Annotated in this window: 20 protein-coding genes; 1 reads left to right on the top strand and 19 read right to left on the bottom strand. The window is 46.8% G+C overall.

Translation table 11 applies throughout. The features are described 5' to 3' along the window. Positions 1-86: 86 nt before the first annotated feature. From FGQ85_RS07380 to FGQ85_RS07330, 11 genes are all read right to left on the bottom strand, one after another. On the bottom strand, positions 87-1,376 hold the full coding sequence (locus FGQ85_RS07380) for an aminotransferase (RefSeq protein WP_138373070.1): 1,290 nt from the start codon (positions 1,374-1,376) through the stop codon (positions 87-89). 239 nt (positions 1,377-1,615) lie between these two features. After that, positions 1,616-3,157 (bottom strand): 2,3-bisphosphoglycerate-independent phosphoglycerate mutase, encoded by a 1,542-nt coding sequence (gpmI, locus tag FGQ85_RS07375; protein ID WP_087169195.1) that lies wholly within the window; start codon positions 3,155-3,157, stop codon positions 1,616-1,618. 18 nt (positions 3,158-3,175) lie between these two features. Continuing rightward, complete coding sequence (locus tag FGQ85_RS07370) at positions 3,176-4,210, bottom strand: LacI family DNA-binding transcriptional regulator (protein WP_118635612.1); 1,035 nt, start codon at positions 4,208-4,210, stop codon at positions 3,176-3,178. 158 nt (positions 4,211-4,368) lie between these two features. After that, positions 4,369-5,118, bottom strand: coding sequence for a triose-phosphate isomerase (gene tpiA, locus FGQ85_RS07365; RefSeq protein WP_138373069.1), 750 nt, complete (start codon positions 5,116-5,118; stop codon positions 4,369-4,371). 24 nt (positions 5,119-5,142) lie between these two features. Continuing rightward, positions 5,143-6,336 carry a phosphoglycerate kinase gene (locus FGQ85_RS07360; protein WP_118635614.1) on the bottom strand — a complete coding sequence of 398 codons (1,194 nt, stop codon included), beginning with the start codon at positions 6,334-6,336 and terminating at the stop codon, positions 5,143-5,145. Between the two features lie 119 nt (positions 6,337-6,455). Next, positions 6,456-7,469, bottom strand: a complete 1,014-nt coding sequence (gene gap, locus FGQ85_RS07355) for a type I glyceraldehyde-3-phosphate dehydrogenase (protein WP_087169199.1) — start codon at positions 7,467-7,469, stop codon at positions 6,456-6,458. A 208-nt stretch (positions 7,470-7,677) separates the two neighbouring features. Beyond that, entirely contained in the window at positions 7,678-8,484 is an 807-nt protein-coding gene (locus FGQ85_RS07350) for a histidinol-phosphatase HisJ family protein (protein ID WP_087169200.1), read from the bottom strand. Positions 8,485-8,501: 17 nt separating this feature from the next. Beyond that, the gene (mnmA, locus tag FGQ85_RS07345) at positions 8,502-9,554 is read right to left on the bottom strand and encodes a tRNA 2-thiouridine(34) synthase MnmA (protein ID WP_138373068.1); all 1,053 of its coding nucleotides are present in this window, start codon (positions 9,552-9,554) and stop codon (positions 8,502-8,504) included. A gap of 21 nt (positions 9,555-9,575) precedes the next feature. After that, entirely contained in the window at positions 9,576-10,019 is a 444-nt protein-coding gene (gene nifU, locus FGQ85_RS07340) for a Fe-S cluster assembly scaffold protein NifU (RefSeq protein WP_087169202.1), read from the bottom strand. A gap of 31 nt (positions 10,020-10,050) precedes the next feature. After that, the gene (gene nifS, locus FGQ85_RS07335; RefSeq protein WP_087252059.1) at positions 10,051-11,235 is read right to left on the bottom strand and encodes a cysteine desulfurase NifS; all 1,185 of its coding nucleotides are present in this window, start codon (positions 11,233-11,235) and stop codon (positions 10,051-10,053) included. Further along, complete coding sequence (locus FGQ85_RS07330; protein ID WP_087169204.1) at positions 11,228-11,731, bottom strand: Rrf2 family transcriptional regulator; 504 nt, start codon at positions 11,729-11,731, stop codon at positions 11,228-11,230. Before FGQ85_RS07330 ends, nifS begins: the two co-directional genes overlap by 8 nt. A gap of 123 nt (positions 11,732-11,854) precedes the next feature. Between FGQ85_RS07330 and FGQ85_RS07325 the strand changes: the two genes are divergently transcribed. Beyond that, positions 11,855-13,189, top strand: coding sequence for a polysaccharide biosynthesis protein (locus tag FGQ85_RS07325; RefSeq protein WP_138373067.1), 1,335 nt, complete (start codon positions 11,855-11,857; stop codon positions 13,187-13,189). 94 nt (positions 13,190-13,283) lie between these two features. Here FGQ85_RS07325 and FGQ85_RS07320 read toward each other — a convergent pair whose 3' ends face one another. The 8 genes from FGQ85_RS07320 to FGQ85_RS07285 all read right to left on the bottom strand — a co-directional run bounded on the left by FGQ85_RS07320 (position 13,284) and on the right by FGQ85_RS07285 (position 21,394). Further along, on the bottom strand, positions 13,284-13,823 hold the full coding sequence (locus tag FGQ85_RS07320; protein ID WP_138373066.1) for a stage II sporulation protein M: 540 nt from the start codon (positions 13,821-13,823) through the stop codon (positions 13,284-13,286). Positions 13,824-13,937: 114 nt separating this feature from the next. Next, a complete protein-coding gene (locus FGQ85_RS07315; protein ID WP_118635620.1) occupies positions 13,938-14,477 on the bottom strand; it encodes an NUDIX hydrolase in 540 nt (179 codons plus the stop codon). A gap of 87 nt (positions 14,478-14,564) precedes the next feature. Beyond that, a complete protein-coding gene (rny, locus tag FGQ85_RS07310; RefSeq protein WP_087169208.1) occupies positions 14,565-16,118 on the bottom strand; it encodes a ribonuclease Y in 1,554 nt (517 codons plus the stop codon). A gap of 152 nt (positions 16,119-16,270) precedes the next feature. After that, on the bottom strand, positions 16,271-16,885 hold the full coding sequence (locus tag FGQ85_RS07305) for a regulatory protein RecX (protein WP_087169209.1): 615 nt from the start codon (positions 16,883-16,885) through the stop codon (positions 16,271-16,273). A 3-nt stretch (positions 16,886-16,888) separates the two neighbouring features. Further along, positions 16,889-17,950: a recombinase RecA gene (gene recA / locus FGQ85_RS07300; protein WP_087169210.1), complete on the bottom strand. Its 1,062-nt coding sequence runs from the start codon at positions 17,948-17,950 to the stop codon at positions 16,889-16,891. A gap of 180 nt (positions 17,951-18,130) precedes the next feature. After that, positions 18,131-18,604, bottom strand: a complete 474-nt coding sequence (locus tag FGQ85_RS07295; RefSeq protein ID WP_087169211.1) for a methylglyoxal synthase — start codon at positions 18,602-18,604, stop codon at positions 18,131-18,133. A 110-nt stretch (positions 18,605-18,714) separates the two neighbouring features. Beyond that, the gene (locus tag FGQ85_RS07290; RefSeq protein WP_138373065.1) at positions 18,715-19,380 is read right to left on the bottom strand and encodes a UDP-N-acetylglucosamine pyrophosphorylase; all 666 of its coding nucleotides are present in this window, start codon (positions 19,378-19,380) and stop codon (positions 18,715-18,717) included. A 13-nt stretch (positions 19,381-19,393) separates the two neighbouring features. Then, positions 19,394-21,394, bottom strand: a complete 2,001-nt coding sequence (locus FGQ85_RS07285) for a DNA topoisomerase (protein WP_138373064.1) — start codon at positions 21,392-21,394, stop codon at positions 19,394-19,396. Positions 21,395-21,406 lie beyond the last annotated feature (12 nt).

Raw genomic sequence — 21,406 nt, 5'->3', positions numbered from 1 at the left:
CAAAATACTGTATGCCAGATACGTCCGGTATCCTGCATACAGTATTTCACATAGGGCATATATAATAATTTTTAAGAAGGGGCTGATTATTTAGCCTGCTCAAGAAGTTTGTCAATGCTTACAAGTTTGACACTCAGTGTAAATACTTCCATTGCCAGTTTGATTTCATCCAGTGTCGGATAAGACGGCGCAATACGGATATTGCTGTCATGCGGGTCTTTTCCGTATGGATAGGTCGCTCCTGCGTTTGTCATCACAAGTCCGGCTTCTTTCGCCTTTGCGACGATCGCCTTCGCGCATCCGTCCATGGAATCAAAGGAGATAAAGTATCCTCCCCGCGGAGCCAGCCAGCTTCCGATTTCCAGTCCGTCAAGTTCCTTTTCCAGAGAAGCAAGCACCGTGTCAAATTTCGGTCGCATGCTTGCTGCATGTTTTTTCATATGTTCTACCATTCCGTGAATATCTTTAAAATATCTTGCGTGACGGAGCTGATTCAGCTTATCGTGTCCGATTGTCTGAATCTTCATCTGCTCACGGATCTCTTTCAGGTTGGCATCTGAAGCGGCAATCGCTGCGATACCGGATCCCGGAAAACTGATCTTGGATGTGGAAGAAAACTTGTAGACCATATCCGGATGGCCTTCTTTCTTACACTCCATCAGAATCTCAATCAGGTAGTCCTGCTTATCTTCATAGAGATGGTGGATTCCGTAAGCGTTATCCCAGTAGATACGGAAATCTTCTGCTGCCGGATTCAGCTTTGCGAAACGGTGTACTGTTTCGTCAGAATAGGTAATTCCCTGCGGATTGGAATATTTCGGCACACACCAGATACCTTTTACTGCCGGGTCTGTGCTTACAAGCTCTTCTACCATATCCATATCCGGTCCGGTCGGAGTCATTGGGATATTGATCATCTCGATTCCAAAATGCTCTGTAATCGCAAAATGTCGGTCATATCCCGGAACCGGACATAAGAATTTCACCTTGTCAAGTTTACACCATGGCGTACTTCCCATAACACCGTGAATCATGGAACGCGCTACCGTATCGTACATTACATTCAGACTGGAGTTTCCAAAAATAACGATATTGTCCTTCGGAACTTCCATCATATCTGCCAGAAGCTGCTTTGCCTCTTTAATCCCGTCTAATACTCCGTAGTTTCTGCAGTCAACACCCTCTTCGCATACGAGGTCGGAACTGCTGGTCAGAACATCCATCATTCCCATAGAAAGATTCAGCTGCTCTGTAGAAGGCTTTCCACGGGACATATCAAGTTTCAGTCCCTTCGCCTTTACATCCTCAAACTTTTTAGTAAGCTCTTTTTTCAGAGCTTTCAGCTCATTTTTGCTCAGATCTTTATATGCTGTCATGGTTCTACCGCCCTTCTTCATTTTCACTGGTTTCTATTGTATCGGGCTTTTGACTTTTCGTCAACTGTTTCTTGCAATTTTCTCTTTATTTTTCTAATTTTCACGGGAAATCAGGTTGAAAATGAATTTTTTATGTTGATTTTATTCATTTTTCAGCCTATCCTGCAAGATCCGGTTGTGAACAGATTGAAAAAAAGCGGAACAGCCGAAGCCGCCCCGCTCATTTTGACATTCAATTTCTATTTACGTACAAGAAGGGATGTTCCTGTCATCTCTTCCGGCTGTTTCATTCCCATCATCTCGATCAGAGTCGGTGCGATGTCTGCCAGACATCCTCCTTCTCTCAGTCCGTATGCCGGATCTGCGTTGACGATAATGAACGGCACCTGGTTGGTTGTGTGGGCCGTAAACGGCTCGCCTGTCGTCTCATCGATGAGCTGCTCTGCATTTCCGTGGTCTGCGCAGATAAACATCTGTCCGTCCACTTCTTTAATGGCATCTACCGCTTTTCCTACGCACTCATCGACCGCTTCGATCGCTTTAATGGCAGCTGCTTCTACTCCCGTGTGGCCTACCATATCCGGGTTTGCGAAGTTGATAATGATGACATCGTATTTCTGTGAACGGATTGCTTCAACCAGCTTGTCACACACTTCGTACGCACTCATTTCCGGTTTCAGGTCATAGGTCGCAACTTTCGGTGATTTTACAAGAATACGGTCTTCTCCCGGATTCGGCTCTTCCACACCGCCATTGAAGAAGAATGTAACGTGCGCGTATTTCTCTGTCTCGGCGATTCTTGCCTGTGTCATATTGTTTGCGGCAAGGAATTCTCCGAACGTATTTGTGATCTCTGTCTTATGGAACGCGATCAGCTTATTCGGGATTGTCACGTCATATTCTGTAAAGCATACATAGGTTGTGCAGATGCGGTCTCCTCTGTCAAATCCGTCAAATTCATCCGCACAGAACACTCTTGTGATCTCTCTTGCACGGTCCGGGCGGAAGTTGAAGAAGATGATGGAATCGTTGTTCTTGATTGTTGCGACCGGTTTTCCGTCTTTTGTAATGACAGCCGGAACAACAAATTCATCCGTCTTTCCGTCATCGTAGGATTTCTGTACTGCTTCTACAGCATCTTCGCATGTATTTCCTTCGCCTTTTACAAGGGCATTGTATGCGAGTTCTACACGATCCCAGCGGTTATCTCTGTCCATTGCGTAGTAGCGTCCCATCACGGAAGCAATCTCACCGACGCCGATCTCCTTCATCTTGTCAGAAAGTTCCTGCACATAATCTTTTCCGGATTCCGGTGGTGTGTCACGTCCGTCCAGGAAGCAGTGAACATAGACTTTGGAGATTCCCTGACGTTTCGCAAGTTCCAGAAGTCCGTAGATATGTGTATTGTGGCTGTGTACACCTCCGTCAGAGACAAGTCCGTACATGTGCAGTGCACTGTCATTCTTCTTTACATTTTCACATGCTGCAAGCAGTGCTTCATTTTCAAAGAAATCTCCATCCTGAATGGATTTTGTAATCTTTGTCAGATCCTGATATACGATCCGGCCTGCACCCATATTGAGGTGTCCGACCTCTGAATTTCCCATCTGTCCGTCCGGCAGTCCTACCGCCATGCCGCTTGCATTTCCGCGGACAAACGGACACTCTGCCATTAATTTATCCATAACAGGAGTTTTGGCCTCTGCAACCGCATTCCCGTTGGTCTTCTCGCTCAGCCCATAACCATCCAAGATCATCAATACTGTTGGTTTCTTACTCATTGTTTTCTCTCCTTTTTACTATAAAATTTCTTTTACCGTTTCCCGCTCCATGAGCCGGACCGGAATCCGGATATCTACCTTTTTCTCTTCCTTTTCTTCCAGTGCCTGAAACAGCAGTTCTGCGGCTTTGCGCCCTTTTTCCGCCGCGCCCTGTCTGACTGTCGTCAGTCTTGGATATGCAAATTTTGACATGCCAAGATCGTCAAATCCAATGATCGAAATATCTTTCGGAATCCAGATCCCGTGATGCCGGAAATAATCCATGGCTTCCAGAGCATAATAATCTCTGCTGAAAATGACTGCTGTATAATCAAAAATATGCCCCGCCAGAGACTGCAGCATGGCAAGCTGCCTGTCCTCATGGATACTTCCCATATAAATGTGCTCCTGCGCAAACGGAAGGTGTGCCTCCTTGAGAGCCCGCTTATACCCGGCCAGACGTCTTTCAGACACATCGCCCGGTGTTCCGTCCGGATCGTATGGCCCGTCTGCAACATAGGCAATTCTCCGGTGCCCCTTCCCGATCAGATAAGAGGCTGCCTGATAAGCTCCCTCTTCATCCTCGGTTCCAACATTTCTGAAGATTTCATCCTCCCGGAAATAGCAGTCGGTAAAAACTGCCGGCATTTTCATGTCCTTTCCAAGTTCTCTGCAGATTTCTGTCGGAATACCGATCGTCAGCAGACCGTCTACATTCCACGTATGAATCAGATCCCGGATTTCTCTCTCGGTAGATGCGGCGTACAGCATCATATAGTATCCACGCGACCGCACTTCCTTTTCAATCTCTACAATCATTTCAGCGGCAAGAGGATGATACAGTGTCTCACGTTCGGAACCTGCCGGAACGTTGGAAATCACTCCGATAATTCTGGATTGATTCTGGACAAGCATGCGCGCTCCCATATTCGGGACGTACTGCATCTCTTCCATAATCCGTTCGATCCGCTCTTTCGTCTCTTTGGAGACCTTTTTGGTTCTTCCGTGTATAACATTGGACACTGTCATGGCGCTGACATTCGCTGCCTGTGCGATATCTTTAATCGTAACCATTCTACTTTCCCTTCCCGCATTTGTGTTTCACGCTTCTCAGATCTTCTTCTGACTTTTTCTATTGTACTATTTTCAGCTGCATTTTGCAATATTTTCAGGGAAAGTGCCGGGTAACAGCAAAACCCTGCGGACATTTGAATCCGCAGGGTTTCTCTTCCTTATTTCCAGTTTACGATTTTACCAAAATCAGCTTTGAGAGAAGCTCCTCCAACAAGTCCTCCGTCGATATCCGGCTGTGCGAATAATTCCGGAGCTGTTGCCGGATTTACAGAGCCGCCGTACTGGATCCGGATTGCTTCCGCAGTTGCTTCATCATAGATTTCTGCAATGCATGCACGGATGCCTGCGCATACTTCCTGTGCCTGCTCTGTTGTTGCTGTTTTTCCTGTTCCGATTGCCCAGATCGGTTCATAAGCGATCACTGCTGTCTTTGCCTGATCTGCTGTCACGTTCTGGAAAGCAATCTTGATCTGCATACGAACGAAATCCATTGTCACGCCCTGTTCTCTCTGCGTAAGAGTTTCTCCACAGCAAATGATCGGTGTGATGCCGTGTTCAAATGCTTTCAGTACTTTCTTATTAACATCTTCGTCTGACTCTCCAAAATACTCTCTTCTTTCGGAATGTCCGATGATGACATATTTCACTCCTGCATCTGTCAGCATTTCCGGAGCGATTTCTCCTGTATATGCACCCTTTTCTTCAAAGTACATGTTCTCGGCACCAATTACGATATTGCTGCCTTTTGCTGCTCCCATAGCCGGAATAATATCAATTGCCGGTACACAGAATACAACATCTGCTTCCTCTGTTGCTACGAGAGGCTTTAACTCGTTTACCAGAGCAACTGCCTGGGACGGAGTCATGTTCATTTTCCAGTTTCCGGCGATAATCTTCTTTCTTGCCATTTTGTTTACCCTCTTTTCTGTGTTCTACTTATCGTTCGCTGCTGCTACACCCGGTAATTCTTTTCCTTCAAGGAATTCCAGAGATGCACCGCCGCCTGTAGAGATATGTGTCATCTTATCTCCGTATCCAAGCTGGTTGACAGCTGCTGCGGAGTCTCCTCCTCCGATGATTGTTACAGCTTCTGTATTTGCAAGTGCTTCTGCCACGGCCTTTGTTCCATGAGCAAATTTCGGCATTTCAAAACATCCCATCGGTCCGTTCCATACAACTGTCTTCGCATCTTTTACAGCCTCGGCAAAAATTTTCTCAGTCTCAGGTCCGATGTCCATTCCTTCCCATCCGTCCGGAATTTCTCCAGTTTTTACAATCTGGGTGTTTGCATCATTTGAGAACTGATCACCAATAATATTATCAATCGGAAGAAGAAGCTTGACACCTTTTTCTTCTGCTTTTTTGATCATGTTTGCCGCATACTCCAGATAATCATCCTCACAGAGGGAAATTCCGATCTTTCCACCCTGGGATTTTGCAAATGTATAAGCCATTCCGCCTCCGATGATCAGAGTGTCAACTTTGTCAAGAAGTCTCTCGATTACGGAAATCTTGCTGGATACTTTCGCTCCGCCAAGGATGGCAACAAACGGTCTCTCCGGATTTTCCACTGCGTTTCCGAGGAAATCGATTTCTTTCTGCATCAGATATCCTACAACAGCTGTATCTACATATTTTGTCACACCTACATTGGAGCAGTGCGCTCTGTGAGCAGTACCGAACGCATCGTTTACGAATACATCGCAGAGAGAAGCAAGCTCCTGGCTGAATTTATCTTCATTCTTTGTCTCTTCTGCGCGGTAACGTGTATTTTCAAGAAGAATAACATCTCCATCATTCATTGCTTCCACTGCAGCCTTTGCGTTTGGTCCTACTACTTCCGGATCTGCTGCAAATTTCACTTCCTGTCCAAGTAATTCAGAAAGTCTTACAGCAACCGGTGCCAGAGATAATTCCGGTTTCGGTTCTCCTTTCGGTTTTCCAAGGTGGGAGCAGAGAATCACTTTTCCGCCGTCGGCGATGAGCTTTTTAATGGTCGGAAGTGCTGCAACAAGACGGTTTTCATCTGTGATTTTGCCGTCGATCAACGGTACGTTGAAATCGCATCTTACAAGGACTCTTTTCCCTTTTACATTGATATCATCTACGGATTTTTTGTTAAGCATTGTTTTTTGCCTCCTTATTATTCTGACAAAAAGGGTCCGGTCCCATAAAAGACCGGACCCTGCGTTGAGTCTTATTCCGGCAGGACAGCCTGCCCGCTTATGATTCGGAATATCAGAAATTATAATAATGTTCCGAAATGTTTGATTGTTCTTACCATCTGGCTTGTGTAAGAATTTTCGTTGTCATACCAGGAAACAACCTGAACTTCTGTTGTTCCGTTATCTAATGGTAATACCATTGTCTGAGTAGCATCGAATAAGGAACCATATGTCATTCCTACGATATCGCTGGATACGATTTCGTCTTCGTTGTATCCGTAAGATTCGTTGGATGCTGCTTTCATAGCTTCGTTGATCTGTTCTTTTGTAACATTTCCTTCAACAACAGCTGTTAAGATTGTTGTAGATCCTGTAGGTGTTGGTACACGCTGAGCGGATCCGATTAATTTACCGTTCAATTCAGGAATAACTAATCCAATGGCTTTTGCTGCTCCTGTAGAGTTTGGTACGATGTTGCATGCTGCTGCACGGGATCTTCTTAAGTCACCTTTTCTCTGCGGTCCGTCAAGTGTCATCTGGTCGCCTGTGTAAGCGTGGATTGTGCACATGATACCGGATTTGATCGGTGCAAGATCGTTCAGTGCTTTAGCCATAGGAGCCAAGCAGTTTGTTGTACAGGATGCTGCGGAGATGATGTTGTCATCCTTTGTAAGTTTGTCGTGGTTTACATTGTAAACGATGGTAGGAAGATCATTTCCTGCCGGTGCGGAAATAACAACTTTCTTAGCACCTGCCTTGATGTGAGCGGAAGCTTTTTCTTTGGATGTATAGAAACCTGTACATTCAAGAACTACATCTACTCCGATCTCTCCCCATGGAAGTTCTTCAGCGTTAGCTTTTGCATAGATTTTGATTTCCTGTCCGTCAACTGTGATGGAATCTTCGCCTGCTGTAACCTTATCTGCTAATGCGTATTTTCCCTGTGTTGAGTCATATTTTAATAAGTGAGCAAGCATTTTCGGAGATGTGAGGTCGTTGATTGCAACAATCTCATATCCTTCTGCTCCGAACATTTGTCTGAATGCAAGACGTCCGATACGTCCAAAACCATTAATCGCTACTTTTACTGCCATGATTAATTCCTCCTAAAGTTTAATTTAGTTTCTGTTCTGCATGATGCAGATGGTGATTCTTCCTTGTTAAAGATTCATCAACCATACTGATTGTACTAAAAAAAAGACAGGAATTCAAGTATCTTTACATATTTTTATCCAAGTTTTTGCCATTTCTCTTATATCGATTCCTGCCCTGCAAGAATTTTGTTTATATTCGATAGACATTTTAAATGATTTTCAAAAATTTCGGCTTTCTGTCTATAAATATTGTATAATACCGGAATCCGCATTCCTCCAGAATCCTTCCGGCATCCTCGTACTGGTATGCGATGTGATCCGGCTGATGGGCATCAGATCCCACTGTGATGATCTCTCCGCCAAGCTCTCTGTAACGCCTGATAATCTCCGGGTACGGATGACAGAATCCAAGTTTGTACTTAAAGCCTGCCATGTTCATCTCGATTCCCTTTCCGTGTTCAATCAGCCATCGCAGGATTTCATCAATCAGGTCTGAATAGTTTTTCCAGTTGTAATCTCTTGCCTGGTTTCTGCCGTACCGCACGATATAGTCCATATGGCCGAGCACATCGAAATCCTGTATGATCCGGATGTTTTCCCATGTCTCTACAAATGATTTTTCATATACTTCCGCGTCTGAACGGGTTGCGAACAGTACCCGGTTATACGGATCTCTCCCCTCCACAACATGTGTGCTTCCGATCACAAAGTCAAAGGGATAGGAGGCTGTAAAATTCCGATAGTATTCTCCCAGATGCTGCTGAAATCCGATTTCCACCCCAAGTCCGACGGAAATCTGATCTTTGAATTTCTCTTTTAACTCCTGGATTGCCGGTATATAGCGGTCCATGTCAATCCGGAACTGCTGGTCGTCTTCCGGATAATCCCAGTCCTGATGGTCTGTAATACAGATCTGTTTTAATCCTTTTCTGACTGCGCCAAGCGCCATCGATTCCGGAGATGCGTCCGAATCCGATGAAAAATTCGTGTGCATGTGATAATCTGCTGTGATCATACTTTCTCCTTCCCGTATCAGATGATACGTCCTCCGCCAAGAATATAGCCGTCACTGTAGAGAACCAGTGCCTGTCCCGGTGTCACCGCCCGCTGAGGTTCTTCAAATGTACAGGTGATTTCGTCATCCCCTGTCTTCTGGAGCGTACACCAGCCACCCCGGTGGTTGTAACGGATTTTGGCGAAGATCCTCTTTCCTTCCAGTTCCTTAAAGTCTGCCGCTCCCATTGGATTGAGCAGGCGTGCCTTCACTTCCCGTTTCAGTGACTCTTCATCATTTCCAAGTACCACTTCGTTTGTCTCCGGACGGATCGCAAGGACAAAAACCGGATAACCAAGGGCCACTCCAAGTCCTTTTCTCTGTCCTACCGTGTAATGGATAATTCCTTTGTGCTTCCCGAGAATGTTGCCGTTTACATCGACAAAATTTCCCTCTTTTGGTTCCTGCCCGGTATGGCTTTTGATAAAGGATGCATAGTCTCCATCCGGAATGAAGCAGATATCCTGGCTGTCCGCTTTCTGTGCCACGGAAATTCCTGCTTTTGCCGCAATTTCACGGATCGTATCCTTTTCATACTTTCCGACCGGCATCCGGGTGTGTACCAGCTGCTCCTGTGTCAGGTTGTAAAGCGCATACGTCTGGTCTTTTCTGGAAACGTCCGCATTTGCCACTGCGTAACGTCCGTTTGGAAGCTTCACAATATTCGCATAATGCCCGGTGGCAATCAGGTCTGCCCCGATTTCTTTCGCCCATCCGAGAAGGGCCTCCCACTTCACAAACCGGTTGCAGACAACACACGGATTCGGCGTCCGGCCTTCCAGATATTCTCTACAGAAATAGTCCATGACATTGGACTTGAACTGATTCCTGAAGTCCACCGTGTAATGCGGAATCCCGATCTCGTCTGCTACCTTTTTGGCATCTTTGGACGGATCCTGTCCGCACTGCGCTTCATCGCACGTGATCATTGTCACGCCGGTTACATCGTATCCTTCCTCTTTCAGCAGATATGCCGCTGCGGAAGAATCGACTCCCCCGGACATGCCGATGACGATTTTTTCTTTTTTCATGCTTTCTTCCTCAAATCTGTTTTAATATTCCTCTTCTTCCTCTTCTTCACCTTCATGAATATCGGACTTTGGCTTTTCGAGACCTTCGATCTCAATACCGTTTTTCTGTGCGTAATCCCACAGTGCTGCGTGGATCGCTTCCTCCGCCAGAAGGGAGCAGTGCACTTTAACCGGCGGCAGTCCGTCCAGAGCCTCCATCACGGCTTTGTTTGTCACCTGCATTGCTTCCTGAATGTTTTTCCCTTTTACAAGTTCCGTTGCCATGCTGCTTGTCGCGACAGCCGCGCCGCATCCAAAAGTCTTAAATTTCACGTCCCGGATGATCTGGTTTTCATCGATGTCCAGATAGATTCTCATGATATCCCCGCATTTTGCGTTTCCGACTGTTCCGACGCCGCTTGCCCCTTCAATTTCTCCCATGTTTCTTGGATGCTGAAAATGATCCATTACTTTTTCTGAATACATATGTTTCCTCCTAAGTTCAATCCGTTCTTTTTTATTTTGCCTGTTTCTTTATAAAATCTTCGTAAAGCGGAGACATGTTTCTGAGATTTTCAATGATCTGTTTCAGATTCTCCACCACGTAGTCTATGTCTTCTTTTGTAATTTCCTCGTTTAATGTCAGTCTCAGTGAACCGTGCGCAATCTCGTGCGGAAGTCCAATGGCGAGCAGCACATGGGACGGGTCCAGAGAGCCGGATGTGCACGCAGAACCGCTGGAGCCGCAGATACCTGCCATATCAAGGCTTAACAGCATGGACTCGCCTTCGATAAAGCGGAAGCTGAAGTTTGCATTGTTTGGAAGCCGGTCTGCCGGATGTCCGTTTAACTTCGTATACGGAATTTCTTTGAGTACACGGTCAATCAGATAATCCCGGACTTCTTTCTCTTTGGATGTTCTCTCTTCCATCGTACGGACAGCCCGCTCCACTGCAGTTCCAAGTCCGACAATCCCGGGAACATTTTCGGTTCCGGCACGGCGTTTTCTCTCCTGTGCTCCGCCATGGATGAAGTTTTTCAGACGGAGTCCTTTACGGATATATAAAAATCCGATCCCTTTCGGTCCATTGAGCTTGTGTCCGCTTGCGCTTAACATGTCGATATTCAGGTCGTCTACCTGTATCGGAATCTGTCCAAACGCCTGCACTGCATCGGTATGGAATAAAATTCCGTGTTCCTTTGCAATCGCTCCGATCTCTCTGACCGGTTCGATCGTTCCGATCTCATTGTTCGCAAACATGATGGAGATCAGAATCGTATCCGGACGGATGGCTTTTTTCAGCTCTTCCAGATCTACCACTCCGTTTTCATCCACGTTCAGGTATGTCACTTCAAATCCATGCTTTTCCAGATATTCACATGTATGAAGCACTGCATGATGCTCAATTTTGGATGTGATAATATGCTTTCCTTTTGACTCATATGCCTCTGCCGCAGCCTTGATTGCCCAGTTGTCGCTCTCTGTTCCGCCGGCTGTAAAGTAGATCTCATTTGCCTTGGCTCCAATGGCATCCGCAATGATCTCTCTCTGCTTCGTCACTGCCTCTTTACTCTTTGCCGCAAAACTGTATACGCTGGACGGGTTTCCGTAATATTCTGAAAAATACGGGAGCATTGCTTCCACAACTTCCGGCGCCGTCTTTGTCGTCGCCGCATTATCTAAATAGATCAATTTACTCATTGTCTTCTTCCTTTCTCTTCTCTTTTCTGGAACTTCCGCACAGTGCCTCCGGCTGAATCTCCTTCCGGCAACGGGCTTTATTTTTTCTGCTTTCTTCTACAAGCTGATCCAGATAAATGCCGTCTACTGTCGTGCGGATGCTTTCGTTGATCTTCTGCCAGACATATTTTGTGGCACAGATATCCTGAGCCTGGCAGGACTCGTCCGCATGAAAAGCGGCACAGGTCACTGCCTCAAGGCTTCCCTCCAGCGCCCGCAGAATGTCTCCAACCGAGATCTTTCCGGCATCTCCATGGATGATATATCCTCCTCCGGCGCCCCGGATGCTCTCCACAAGCCCCGCTTTTTTCAGCTTTGCCATCAACTGTTCCAGATATCGTTCTGAAATTCCCTGACGCTGTGAAATACTGGCGATCGAGACAGGCTCCGCCTCTGAAAATTCTGCAAGATCGATCATCGCCCGCAGCCCATATCTTCCCTTAGTTGATAATTTCACACTGTCACCTCTTTTAATCCTACTTTTTTACTAGGGTTTCCTTTTGTAGGATAGCATCCGGATCTGGTTCTGTCAACCCATATTCCGGAATATCATACTAGTAAAAACAAAGTCAGGTATCTTATGCATCTTTCCACCCGAAAAAAAATCTTTTTAAAAGGAGCCTTTATGCTGACTTTTGTCGGTCTGGTCACGCGTGTGATCGGATTTTTCTTCCGTATTTTTTTAAGCCGTGCGTTTGGCACAGAAGGAATCGGTATCTATCATCTGATTTTTCCTGTCTTTGCACTTTGTATCTCTTTGTCGGCCGCCGGAATCGAAACCTCCCTCTCCCGTCTGACCGCCCGGTACACTTCTCTTGGCAGACCGGAACTTGCAAAGGTATCCTTCCAGATGGCTCTTCTTCTGTCTGCCGGCATGTCTTTGATCTGTACTGCGCTCATCCAGATTTTCGCGCATGATATTGCAGTTTCGGCTTTAGGCGATGTACGCTGTGAACCGCTTTTAAAAGTCATGTCCTACGCGCTCCCTTTTGCCAGTGTCCATTCCTGCATCTGCGGATACTCCCTCGGGCTCAAGCAGACACGGATTCCCGGCATTTCACAGCTCGCTGAACAATGCACCCGTGTCCTCGGCGTCTACCTCCTCTATACCGCCGCCATACAGGAATCCGGGCAGGCCGGAATCATCCTTGCCGTCTGTGGACTGGTCATTGGAGAAATTGCAGGTGCCTTCTACAGCATTTTTGCCGTCCGGCGGATTCTTTATACAAAAAAGGCAGCACAGAAATGCAGCTTTTCCTGCTATGCCGGGTGTCTTGGCGATATTTTAAAACATGCCGTACCTATCACGGCCAACCGGATTTCTTTGAATATTCTGCAGAGCATCGAGGTCGTTTCCATTCCAAAGTGCCTCATGCTTTACGGCTTCTCCCGCTCCGCCGCCCTGAGCCATTACGGAATCCTGAACGGGATCGCCATGCCCTGTATTTTATTTCCGTCTGCCATCACCAATTCCATCTCCATGATGATGCTCCCCACTGTGGCCGAGATTCAGGCAGCAAGCCAGAACCGGACTCTGAGGCAGCTGATCCGGAAGGTAAGTATCTCCTGCCTTCTGCTTGGCTTTTTCTGTACCTGCGGTTTTCTTCTGACCGCGGACTTTCTCGGCTCCTTTGTCTTTCAAAGTCCGGAGGCCGCCTCCTACATACGGGTGCTGGCTTTTATCTGCCCGTTTCTCTATACAAATTCGACCTACATCAGTATGCTGAACGGGCTGGGACATACCGGTCTGGCCTTTCTGATTAATTTTACCGGCCTGTGCATCCGGATTGCCGGTGTCTTCTTTCTGATCCCACAGACCGGAATCAGCGGATATCTGACCGGTCTCCTCTCAAGCCAGATTTTCGTATTCCTGGCATCTGTCCGGGTACTCTTCCGTACCGTACAGCGCACATGAACCGGCAGGTAAAATAATTTTGTACATCAAAAAGACAGCTTAAATTCCTTTTCCCGGGAACTTAAGCTGTCTTCTTTATTTTTCTTCTGTCTTTTTACAATGTATCCAGAAACATCTGCATCAAAATCGGATTGACATACGCTTCCGTAATCAGTCCTGCCGTCATAAAAACAAGTACCGCGAAGGTCTTTCCCATATTCCATCTGGCCTGCGGAAAAATGAAAAAATGCCACAGAACAATCAGATAGGCCAGTGCGTAAAAAAGGAACTGCGGCACCATCGCAATCACCCAGAACACAATACCCTGAATTCCCATATTCAGAATCCCCGCACACACAATTGTTCCGGTCGAAAAACCGGCCCAGACAAATACTGCAACGGTGGCAATCCTTCTGACCCTGGTCTGTCCCAAAAACACGATCAGAAGCAGCGGGATAAGGCGGATACCACACAAGTACAGGATATATTCTCCTGCTTCAATTTCCGATTGCGCATACTGTTTTAGAAAATACGGGTTGAAGATACCTGATGTGGTCACGTAATCTTTCACTGTCAGATTGGCAAATAAGATTCCTCCGATAAACCCTGCCATAAATGCTGCTGCAAAATACTGCTTTGCTCTTTCTATTCTCACAAGACAAGCCTCCTCATCAAACAGATACTAATACATATTCGGCTGTCCCTTTCTGTATTCACAAATTCGTTCGCATCCGGTTCCTGTCAGAAGTCAGATTTTGCACGAAGAATTTTAACGGCAGTATTTGGCATCGTAGGCCAGAATCGACGCAATTGTCTTGGAGTCCTCGATCTCGCCTCTAAAAATCTTTTCTTTCAGTTCTTCCACTGTATATGTTTCCAGTTCAATATATTCGTCTTCATCAAGGTGCTGGTGGGACGGAATCAGATTCCGGGCGACAAATACCTCGATCTTCTCGTTGCAGAATGCGACCGTTGTGCGGATATTGATCAGCCACTCCAGGCTGTCGCACCGATATCCGGTCTCTTCCTCCAGTTCTCTTCCCGCGCAGACAATTCCCGGCTCTTCCGCATAGTCCAGTGCCCCCGCCGGAATTTCCAGCGTATAGCGGTCCAGTGCATTCCGGTACTGCCGCACCATGACCAGTTTCCCGTCCTCTGTAACCGGAACAACTGCGGCAGCCCCTTTGTGCTTGATGAAATCCCACTCTGCTGTATTTCCATTTGCAAATTCCATATGATCGGTATATACATCCAGAATTGCTCCTTTATATTTCAGTTCTCTTCCCACACGTCTGATATTCTCACTCATCATTACCGCCTCCTCATGATAAAAGAATCCCTGACCTACTTTTCAGTAAATCAGGGATTCTTACGTTTACATTATCGACTCTAATATCTATTTTGCATAATCCGTGACTCTTGACTCCCGGATTACATTTACCTTAATCTGGCCCGGATATTCCAGTTCGAACTCAATCTGTTTTGAAATCTCTCTCGCCAGTAATACCATATCATCGTCTGATATTTGTTCTGGAACTACCATAACGCGAATCTCTCTTCCCGCCTGAATAGCAAAAGATTTATCGACACCTTTAAACTGGTTTGCGATATCTTCCAACTGTTTTAACCTGTTTGTATATGTTTCCAATGTTTCACGTCTTGCACCCGGACGGGCTGCTGAAATCGTGTCAGCCGCCTGTACAACACATGCAACCAGTGACTGCGGTTCCACATCTCCGTGATGTGCCTCTACCGCATTGATAACAACTGCTGATTCTTTATATTTTCTGCACAGATCCACACCGATCTGAATATGTGATCCTTCCACATCGTGATCGATAGACTTTCCAATGTCATGCAGAAGTCCGGCTCTCTTTGCCACACGGACATCCAGTCCGATTTCTCCTGCAAGAAGTCCTGCAAGCTGTGCCACTTCGATAGAGTGTTTCAGCGCATTCTGTCCATAGCTTGTACGGAATTTCATACGTCCAAGCAGACGGATCAGTTCCGGATGGATACCGTGTACGCCGACTTCCAGCGCAGCAGCTTCTCCTTCTTCCCGGATCATGGACTCCACTTCTTTCTGTGCCTTTTCAACCATCTCTTCAATTCTGGCCGGATGAATCCGTCCGTCTACAATCAGCTTTTCCAGTGCAATCCTTGCGACTTCACGCCGGATCGGATCGAAGCCGGAAAGTACGACTGCTTCCGGTGTATCATCGATAATCAGTTCGACACCAGTCAGTGTCTCAAGTGTACGAATATTTCTTCCCTCTCGTCCAATGATACGTCCCTTCATTTCATCACTCGGAAGCTGGACTACCGAAATCGTCGTCTCTGCCACGTGATCCGCAGCGCACCGCTGAATCGCATTGACTACGTACTCTTTCGCTTTCTTTCCTGCTTCTTCCTTGGCCTGATTTTCCAGCTCTTTGATCATTCTGGCTGAATCATGCTTCACATCGTCTTCAACAGTTTTTAACAGATATTCTTTTGCCTGTTCGGAGGTTAGTCCTGAGATTCTTTCCAGTTCCTGTACTCTTTGTCTGTTTAACTCGTCCGCTTTCGCTTCACGCTCTTTGATCTGCTCTTCCTTCGCTGCAAGATTCATTTCCCGATGTTCGACCGCGTCAGAACGCTTGTCTACCGCTTCTTCCTTTGCAAGGACGCGTTTTTCATAACGCTGAAGCTCTGCCCTGCGTTCCTTTGTCTCTTTTTCCAGTTCGTTTTTGGTCTTGATCGATTCCTCTTTCACTTCCAGAAGGGCTTCCTTTTTCGTCGTCTCAGCTTTTTTCAGTGCATCATCTATGATTTCTCTGGCTTTACTCTCTGCATTTCCAATTTTGGATTCCGCATTTTTTTTCAAGTTCGAAACCGTCACATTGTAAGTAACTGCTGCTGTTACGACAAGCGTAATCACTACTGCAACGATAATATAGAAAATTTGCACAGGAGCACCTCCTTATTTAATTTTCATTGTACAATTACAACACTTAAATTTTATACTGTTTTAACAAATATGTCAAGCACAGACTCTTTCCTTTCGTTGAAATCGCGGAATCCCCGCACCGGAAGATCTTTCGGCTTTTCCGGAATTCCCGGCTAATCTTCCGGAAATTCCAGATTCAGCGCTTTTTTTATCTCTCCGTAGGAAAATCCTTTTCTTGCAAGATAAGCATACAGTTTCTGTTTTTCCTCCACAGAGGCGCGGGAAGGGTCATAATGTTTTTTTCTCAGAAGGTGGCGGAGCGCCTCGCCGGAATCGCTCTCCTCATAGCACCTCTCCATCATTTCGTCTACAATCTCTCCATCTATTTTCTTTCCGGAAAGCTCTGCATAGATTTCCCGTCTGCTTTTGCGTCCTTTTCTGGAAAGAATAAAACTCTCCGCATATCTTCTGTCATCCACATAGCCGAATGACTTTACATAGCGGACAGCCTGATCCACTGTTTCCTCCGGAAAATCCTGGCGCAGAAGACGGTCCCGCAGTTCGCTCTCGGTCCTGTCCATACTTTGAAGAAGAGACATTGCCTTGCGCTTTGCCCTCTTCAGTACAATCTCCGATAATATCGTTTCTATCTGATCCTCTGTCACAGCTTCCCCGTCTTTCAGATGGCAGGAGGACAGTTCGCTTTTGTATAATACAAAAGCGAACTGTCCGTCCAGATAAATCCGAAATTTTGTCTTTGTAACCGGCTCAATCCCAACCTGTCTCATCGCTTATTCTTCGCTTTCGGCCTCTTTGCTGCCGTTATCCGCAGCTTCCTGCCCCTGTCCTGCACTGCCGTCCAGTCCATAATGAGCGCGTACTTTCGCTTCAATCTCATCCATCACTTCCGGATGCTCTCTTAAATAGCCCTTCGCATTCTCACGGCCCTGACCGATCTTGTTTCCCTCATATGCATACCATGCTCCGCTCTTATTGACGATATCCAGGCCTGCTGCCAGATCCAGCACATCTCCCTCTCTGGAAATGCCTTTTCCGAACATGATATCGAACTCCGCCTCTTTAAACGGAGGCGCAATCTTATTCTTTACAACTTTGACTCTGACATGGTTTCCGACCATCTCTCCTCCCTGCTTGAGGGTCTCTGTCCGTCTGATGTCGAGACGGATCGAGGAATAGAATTTCAGCGCACGTCCTCCTGTAGTCGTCTCCGGGTTGCCGAACATGACACCGACCTTCTCACGGAGCTGATTGATGAAAATCACAACGCAGTTTGACTTGCTGATGACAGGAGTAAGCTTTCTGAGCGCCTGGGACATCAGTCGTGCCTGAAGTCCGACATGGCTGTCTCCCATATCTCCCTCAATCTCCTGCTTTGGAACAAGAGCCGCTACCGAGTCAATGACAACAATATCCATTGCCCCGGATCTGACCATCGTCTCCGTAATCTCAAGCGCCTGGTCTCCGCTGTCCGGCTGGGAAATGTAAAGCTCATTGATATCCACGCCGATATTCCCCGCATAAACCGGATCCAGCGCATGCTCCGCATCGATAAATCCTGCAATTCCCCCTCTTTTCTGCACCTCTGCAATCATGTGAAGGGCAACTGTCGTCTTACCGCTTGACTCCGGTCCGTAAATCTCTACAATACGCCCCTTTGGAACGCCGCCGAGTCCAAGGGCGATATCCAGACTCAGCGCTCCTGTCGGAACGGTCTCAACTGCCACCTGTGCCTTCGGATCTCCGAGACGCATCACCGTTCCTTTTCCAAAATCCTTTTCCAGTTTGGCTATCGCGGCCTCAAGGGCCTTCTTTTTATCTTCATTATTTGTCATACTCTGATCTCCTTTTTTGAATCCGAACAAATGTTCGCCTGTGATTTTAATAGTAACCGATTCTTATTTTGTTGTCAAGCTGATTTTTGAGTTTTGGCAGAAATGCCCGGACCGGAAACAAGACAGAATGCCCGCCACAGTCCGGCTGCGGCAGGCCTTTCATAAAAACAGATCATATTCCTATTTCATCTGTCTGACTCTCTCCTCTACTTCCGCGGAGAAATTCAGAACTTTTCTGGAGTATGTTTGATTCATATACCGGGATGTAAGCATGAAATCCGCAGTAGCAAGATTATTGGCTACCGGAATATCATATACGACCGCAATTCGAAGAAGCGCCTTGACATCCGGATCATGCGGCTGTGCTTCCAGCGGATCCCACAAAAAGATCATAAAGTCAATGCCACCTTCTACGATCTTTGCTCCAATCTGCTGATCCCCTCCGAGGGGACCGCTGTTGTACGCGCGCACCGGAAGCCCCGTTTTTTCCGCAATCAGTCTGGCTGTCGTCCCGGTACCGCAAAGAAAGTGATTTTTCAGAATATCTTTATTCTTATCGCACCAGTCCACCATTTCTTTTTTCTTTCCATCATGCGCCACCAGTGCGATATGTTTCTGCTTTCCAATTTCAAAATCTACATACTGCTTTCCCATTGTGTTTCGTCTCCTTTCCCGATCCGTCATTCCTTCTTTGTCCCGTCAACGAATTTCTCTTTTATTATACAATATTTCTCCGGATTCTCACAGTAAAATTTCACAGGTTACTACTGTTTTTCTACAACTTCGCCCTGTTTTTTGTAAATACTTCCGGCCGGCACATAACCCCTCACCATGGAAAGCGGGTAAATATTTGTATTTCTTCCTACAACCGTCCCCGGATTCAGGACACTGCCGCATCCTACCTCCACATTGTCTCCGAGCATGGCGCCGAACTTTTTCAGTCCGGTCTCGATTTTACCCTCCGGTGTACTGACTGTTGCAAGTGTCTTGTCAGATTTCACATTGGATGTGATGGAGCCGGCACCCATATGGGACTTGAATCCAAGGACAGAGTCGCCGACATAATTGTAATGAGGCACCTGAACCTTGTTGAATAACACAACATTTTTCAGTTCTGTAGAATTCCCGACTACTGCACCTTCTCCTACCAGCGCGTTTCCACGGATAAATGCACAGTGCCGGATCTCAGCGTCTTTGCCGATGATTGCCGGACCGTTAATGTATGCACTTGGAGCCACCTTTGCAGACTTTGCAATCCAGATGTTCTCGCCTTTCTTTTCATACTCGTCCTCCGGCAGTGTGTTTCCAAGTTTTATAATAAATTCCCCGATTTTCGGAAGGACTTCCCACGGATAGGTCACTCCCTCAAAAAGTTCTCCTGCGATCGTCTCGTTGAGATCATAAAGCTCCTGTACTGTTAATTCTTTCATATTGTTCCTCCTTCTATGACTTTTTCATTGATTTATAATAAGGGGACACCTTATCGTAGCAGGTTTTCAGCTGGTACTGATTGTTCAGTCCGACTACGCCGTTCGTCCTGACCGCGATAAAATGTTCCAGTTTCTGCATATATTCTTCTGAGGTGATCTGCCCTTCAGCCACCAGGGTCAGTCCCTTTTCCCAGCTGGCCGTCAGCTCCGGATTCAAAAGGGAGCGGATCGAATGATCCACCGCATCGTAAATCAGCTCTCCCATCAGCGTCGGAGTGATCACCTGGGTCTTTTTATTAAGAGATAAGTATTTGATATGAATCAGCTTCTTGAGTATTTCCGCCCGCGTCGCACTCGTTCCAATACCGCTTCCTTTGATCTGGGCCCTGAGCTCTTCATCCTCAATGAGCTGTCCGGCATTTTCCATGGCAAGAATCATGGAACCGGAGTTGTACCGCTTTGGCGGCGATGTCTCGCCTTCTTTGATTTCAAATCCCTTCACCGGGATCCGGTCTCCCTTCTTCAGCTTCTGAATCCGGGCAAACAGCTCCGCATCCGGAATCGTCTCCTCGTCCTCCTCTGACTTTCCTTTCTTATTACCCGGAATGCCCGTCACTTTATAAAATCCTTCCTCCGTCAGAATCTTAAAGCCGGAGAAAAAATGCTCTCCTCCCAGCACCATTTCCAGTGATAGTTTCTGGTACACTGCAGGCGGGTAGAAAATCGAAAGGAAACGCCTCACAATCAGATCATATACCTTCGCACCGGTTGCAGATACGGACTTCAGCGCCGGAAGTCCCTGCCCGGTCGGAATGATGGCATAGTGATCCGTAATCTGACTGTCATTAACATATCTCGTCTTTTCCAGTCCTTTGTGCGTCCGTTCCCTTGCGATAAACCCAAGCAGTTCTGCCGTAGGTTCATATTTCGCAAGCCCGTTCAGATTTTTGTGAATCTCTTTTGCCACCGCTGTGGAAAGGACTCTCGCGTCGGTACGAGGATAGGTGACCAGCTTCTTTTCATACAGCTCCTGCACAATCCGAAGGGTTTCATCCGGACTGATCTTGAACCGTTTCGAGCATTCATTCTGCAGTTCCGCCAGGTTGAATAACAACGGCGGATTTTTCTTTTCTTTCTTTTTTTCCACGGAAACAAGCGCGCCCATCCGGTCGCTGTCCATCAGCTCATCGATCAGCTCCTGTGCTGTTTCCCGGTCTTTGAACCCGTTTTCCCGGTACAGCTTCGGAGACATCTCATAACGGGACCCTTTGACTGCTTTCCATTCTCCCTGGAATGCGGCCCCGTCCGCGTCCATATTCGCAAGCACACGGTAAAACGGGGTTTTGACGAACTCCCGGATCTCCCGTTCTCTTCTTACCACCATCCCAAGCACACAGGTCATGACCCGGCCCGCCGAGAGCACCACAAAGTTTTTATGTAAAAATCCGGCAATGCTGTTCCCGTATTTCAATGTCAGAATTCTGGAAAAATTAATTCCCATCAGATAGTCTTCCTTGGCCCGCAGGTAAGCGGAAGCGGAAAGATTATCGTAGGCTGACAGATCTTTTGCCTCCCGGATTCCCCGCAGGATCTCTTCCTCTGTCTGGGAATCAATCCAGACACGCTTTCTCGTTTTCCCTTTTACTTTTGCCATCTGCTCCACCAGGCGGTAAATATACTCCCCTTCCCGCCCGGAGTCCGTACAGACATAGATCGTATCTACATCCTTTCGGTTGAGAAGTCCGCTTACGATGTCAAACTGCTTCTTCACATTCGGAATCACCTCATACTTGAATTCCTTTGGAAGAAACGGGAGGGTGCTTAGACTCCATTTTTTATATTTCGGATTATAGGCCTCCGGATAGCTCATTGTCACCAGATGCCCCACGCACCATGTAACAATGCTCTCATCGGATTCCAGCCATCCGTCCCTCCGCTTCATATTCTGTTTCAGCGCCTTTGCAAACTCCTGCGCCACACTCGGCTTCTCTGCTATGTAGAGAGATTTCCCCATATTTACAATCTC

Source organism: Pseudoflavonifractor sp. BSD2780061688st1 E11 (genome assembly GCF_005844125.1).
Taxonomy (GTDB): domain Bacteria; phylum Bacillota; class Clostridia; order Lachnospirales; family Lachnospiraceae; genus Sellimonas; species Sellimonas catena.
This window is presented reverse-complemented; position numbering and strand designations above follow the sequence as displayed.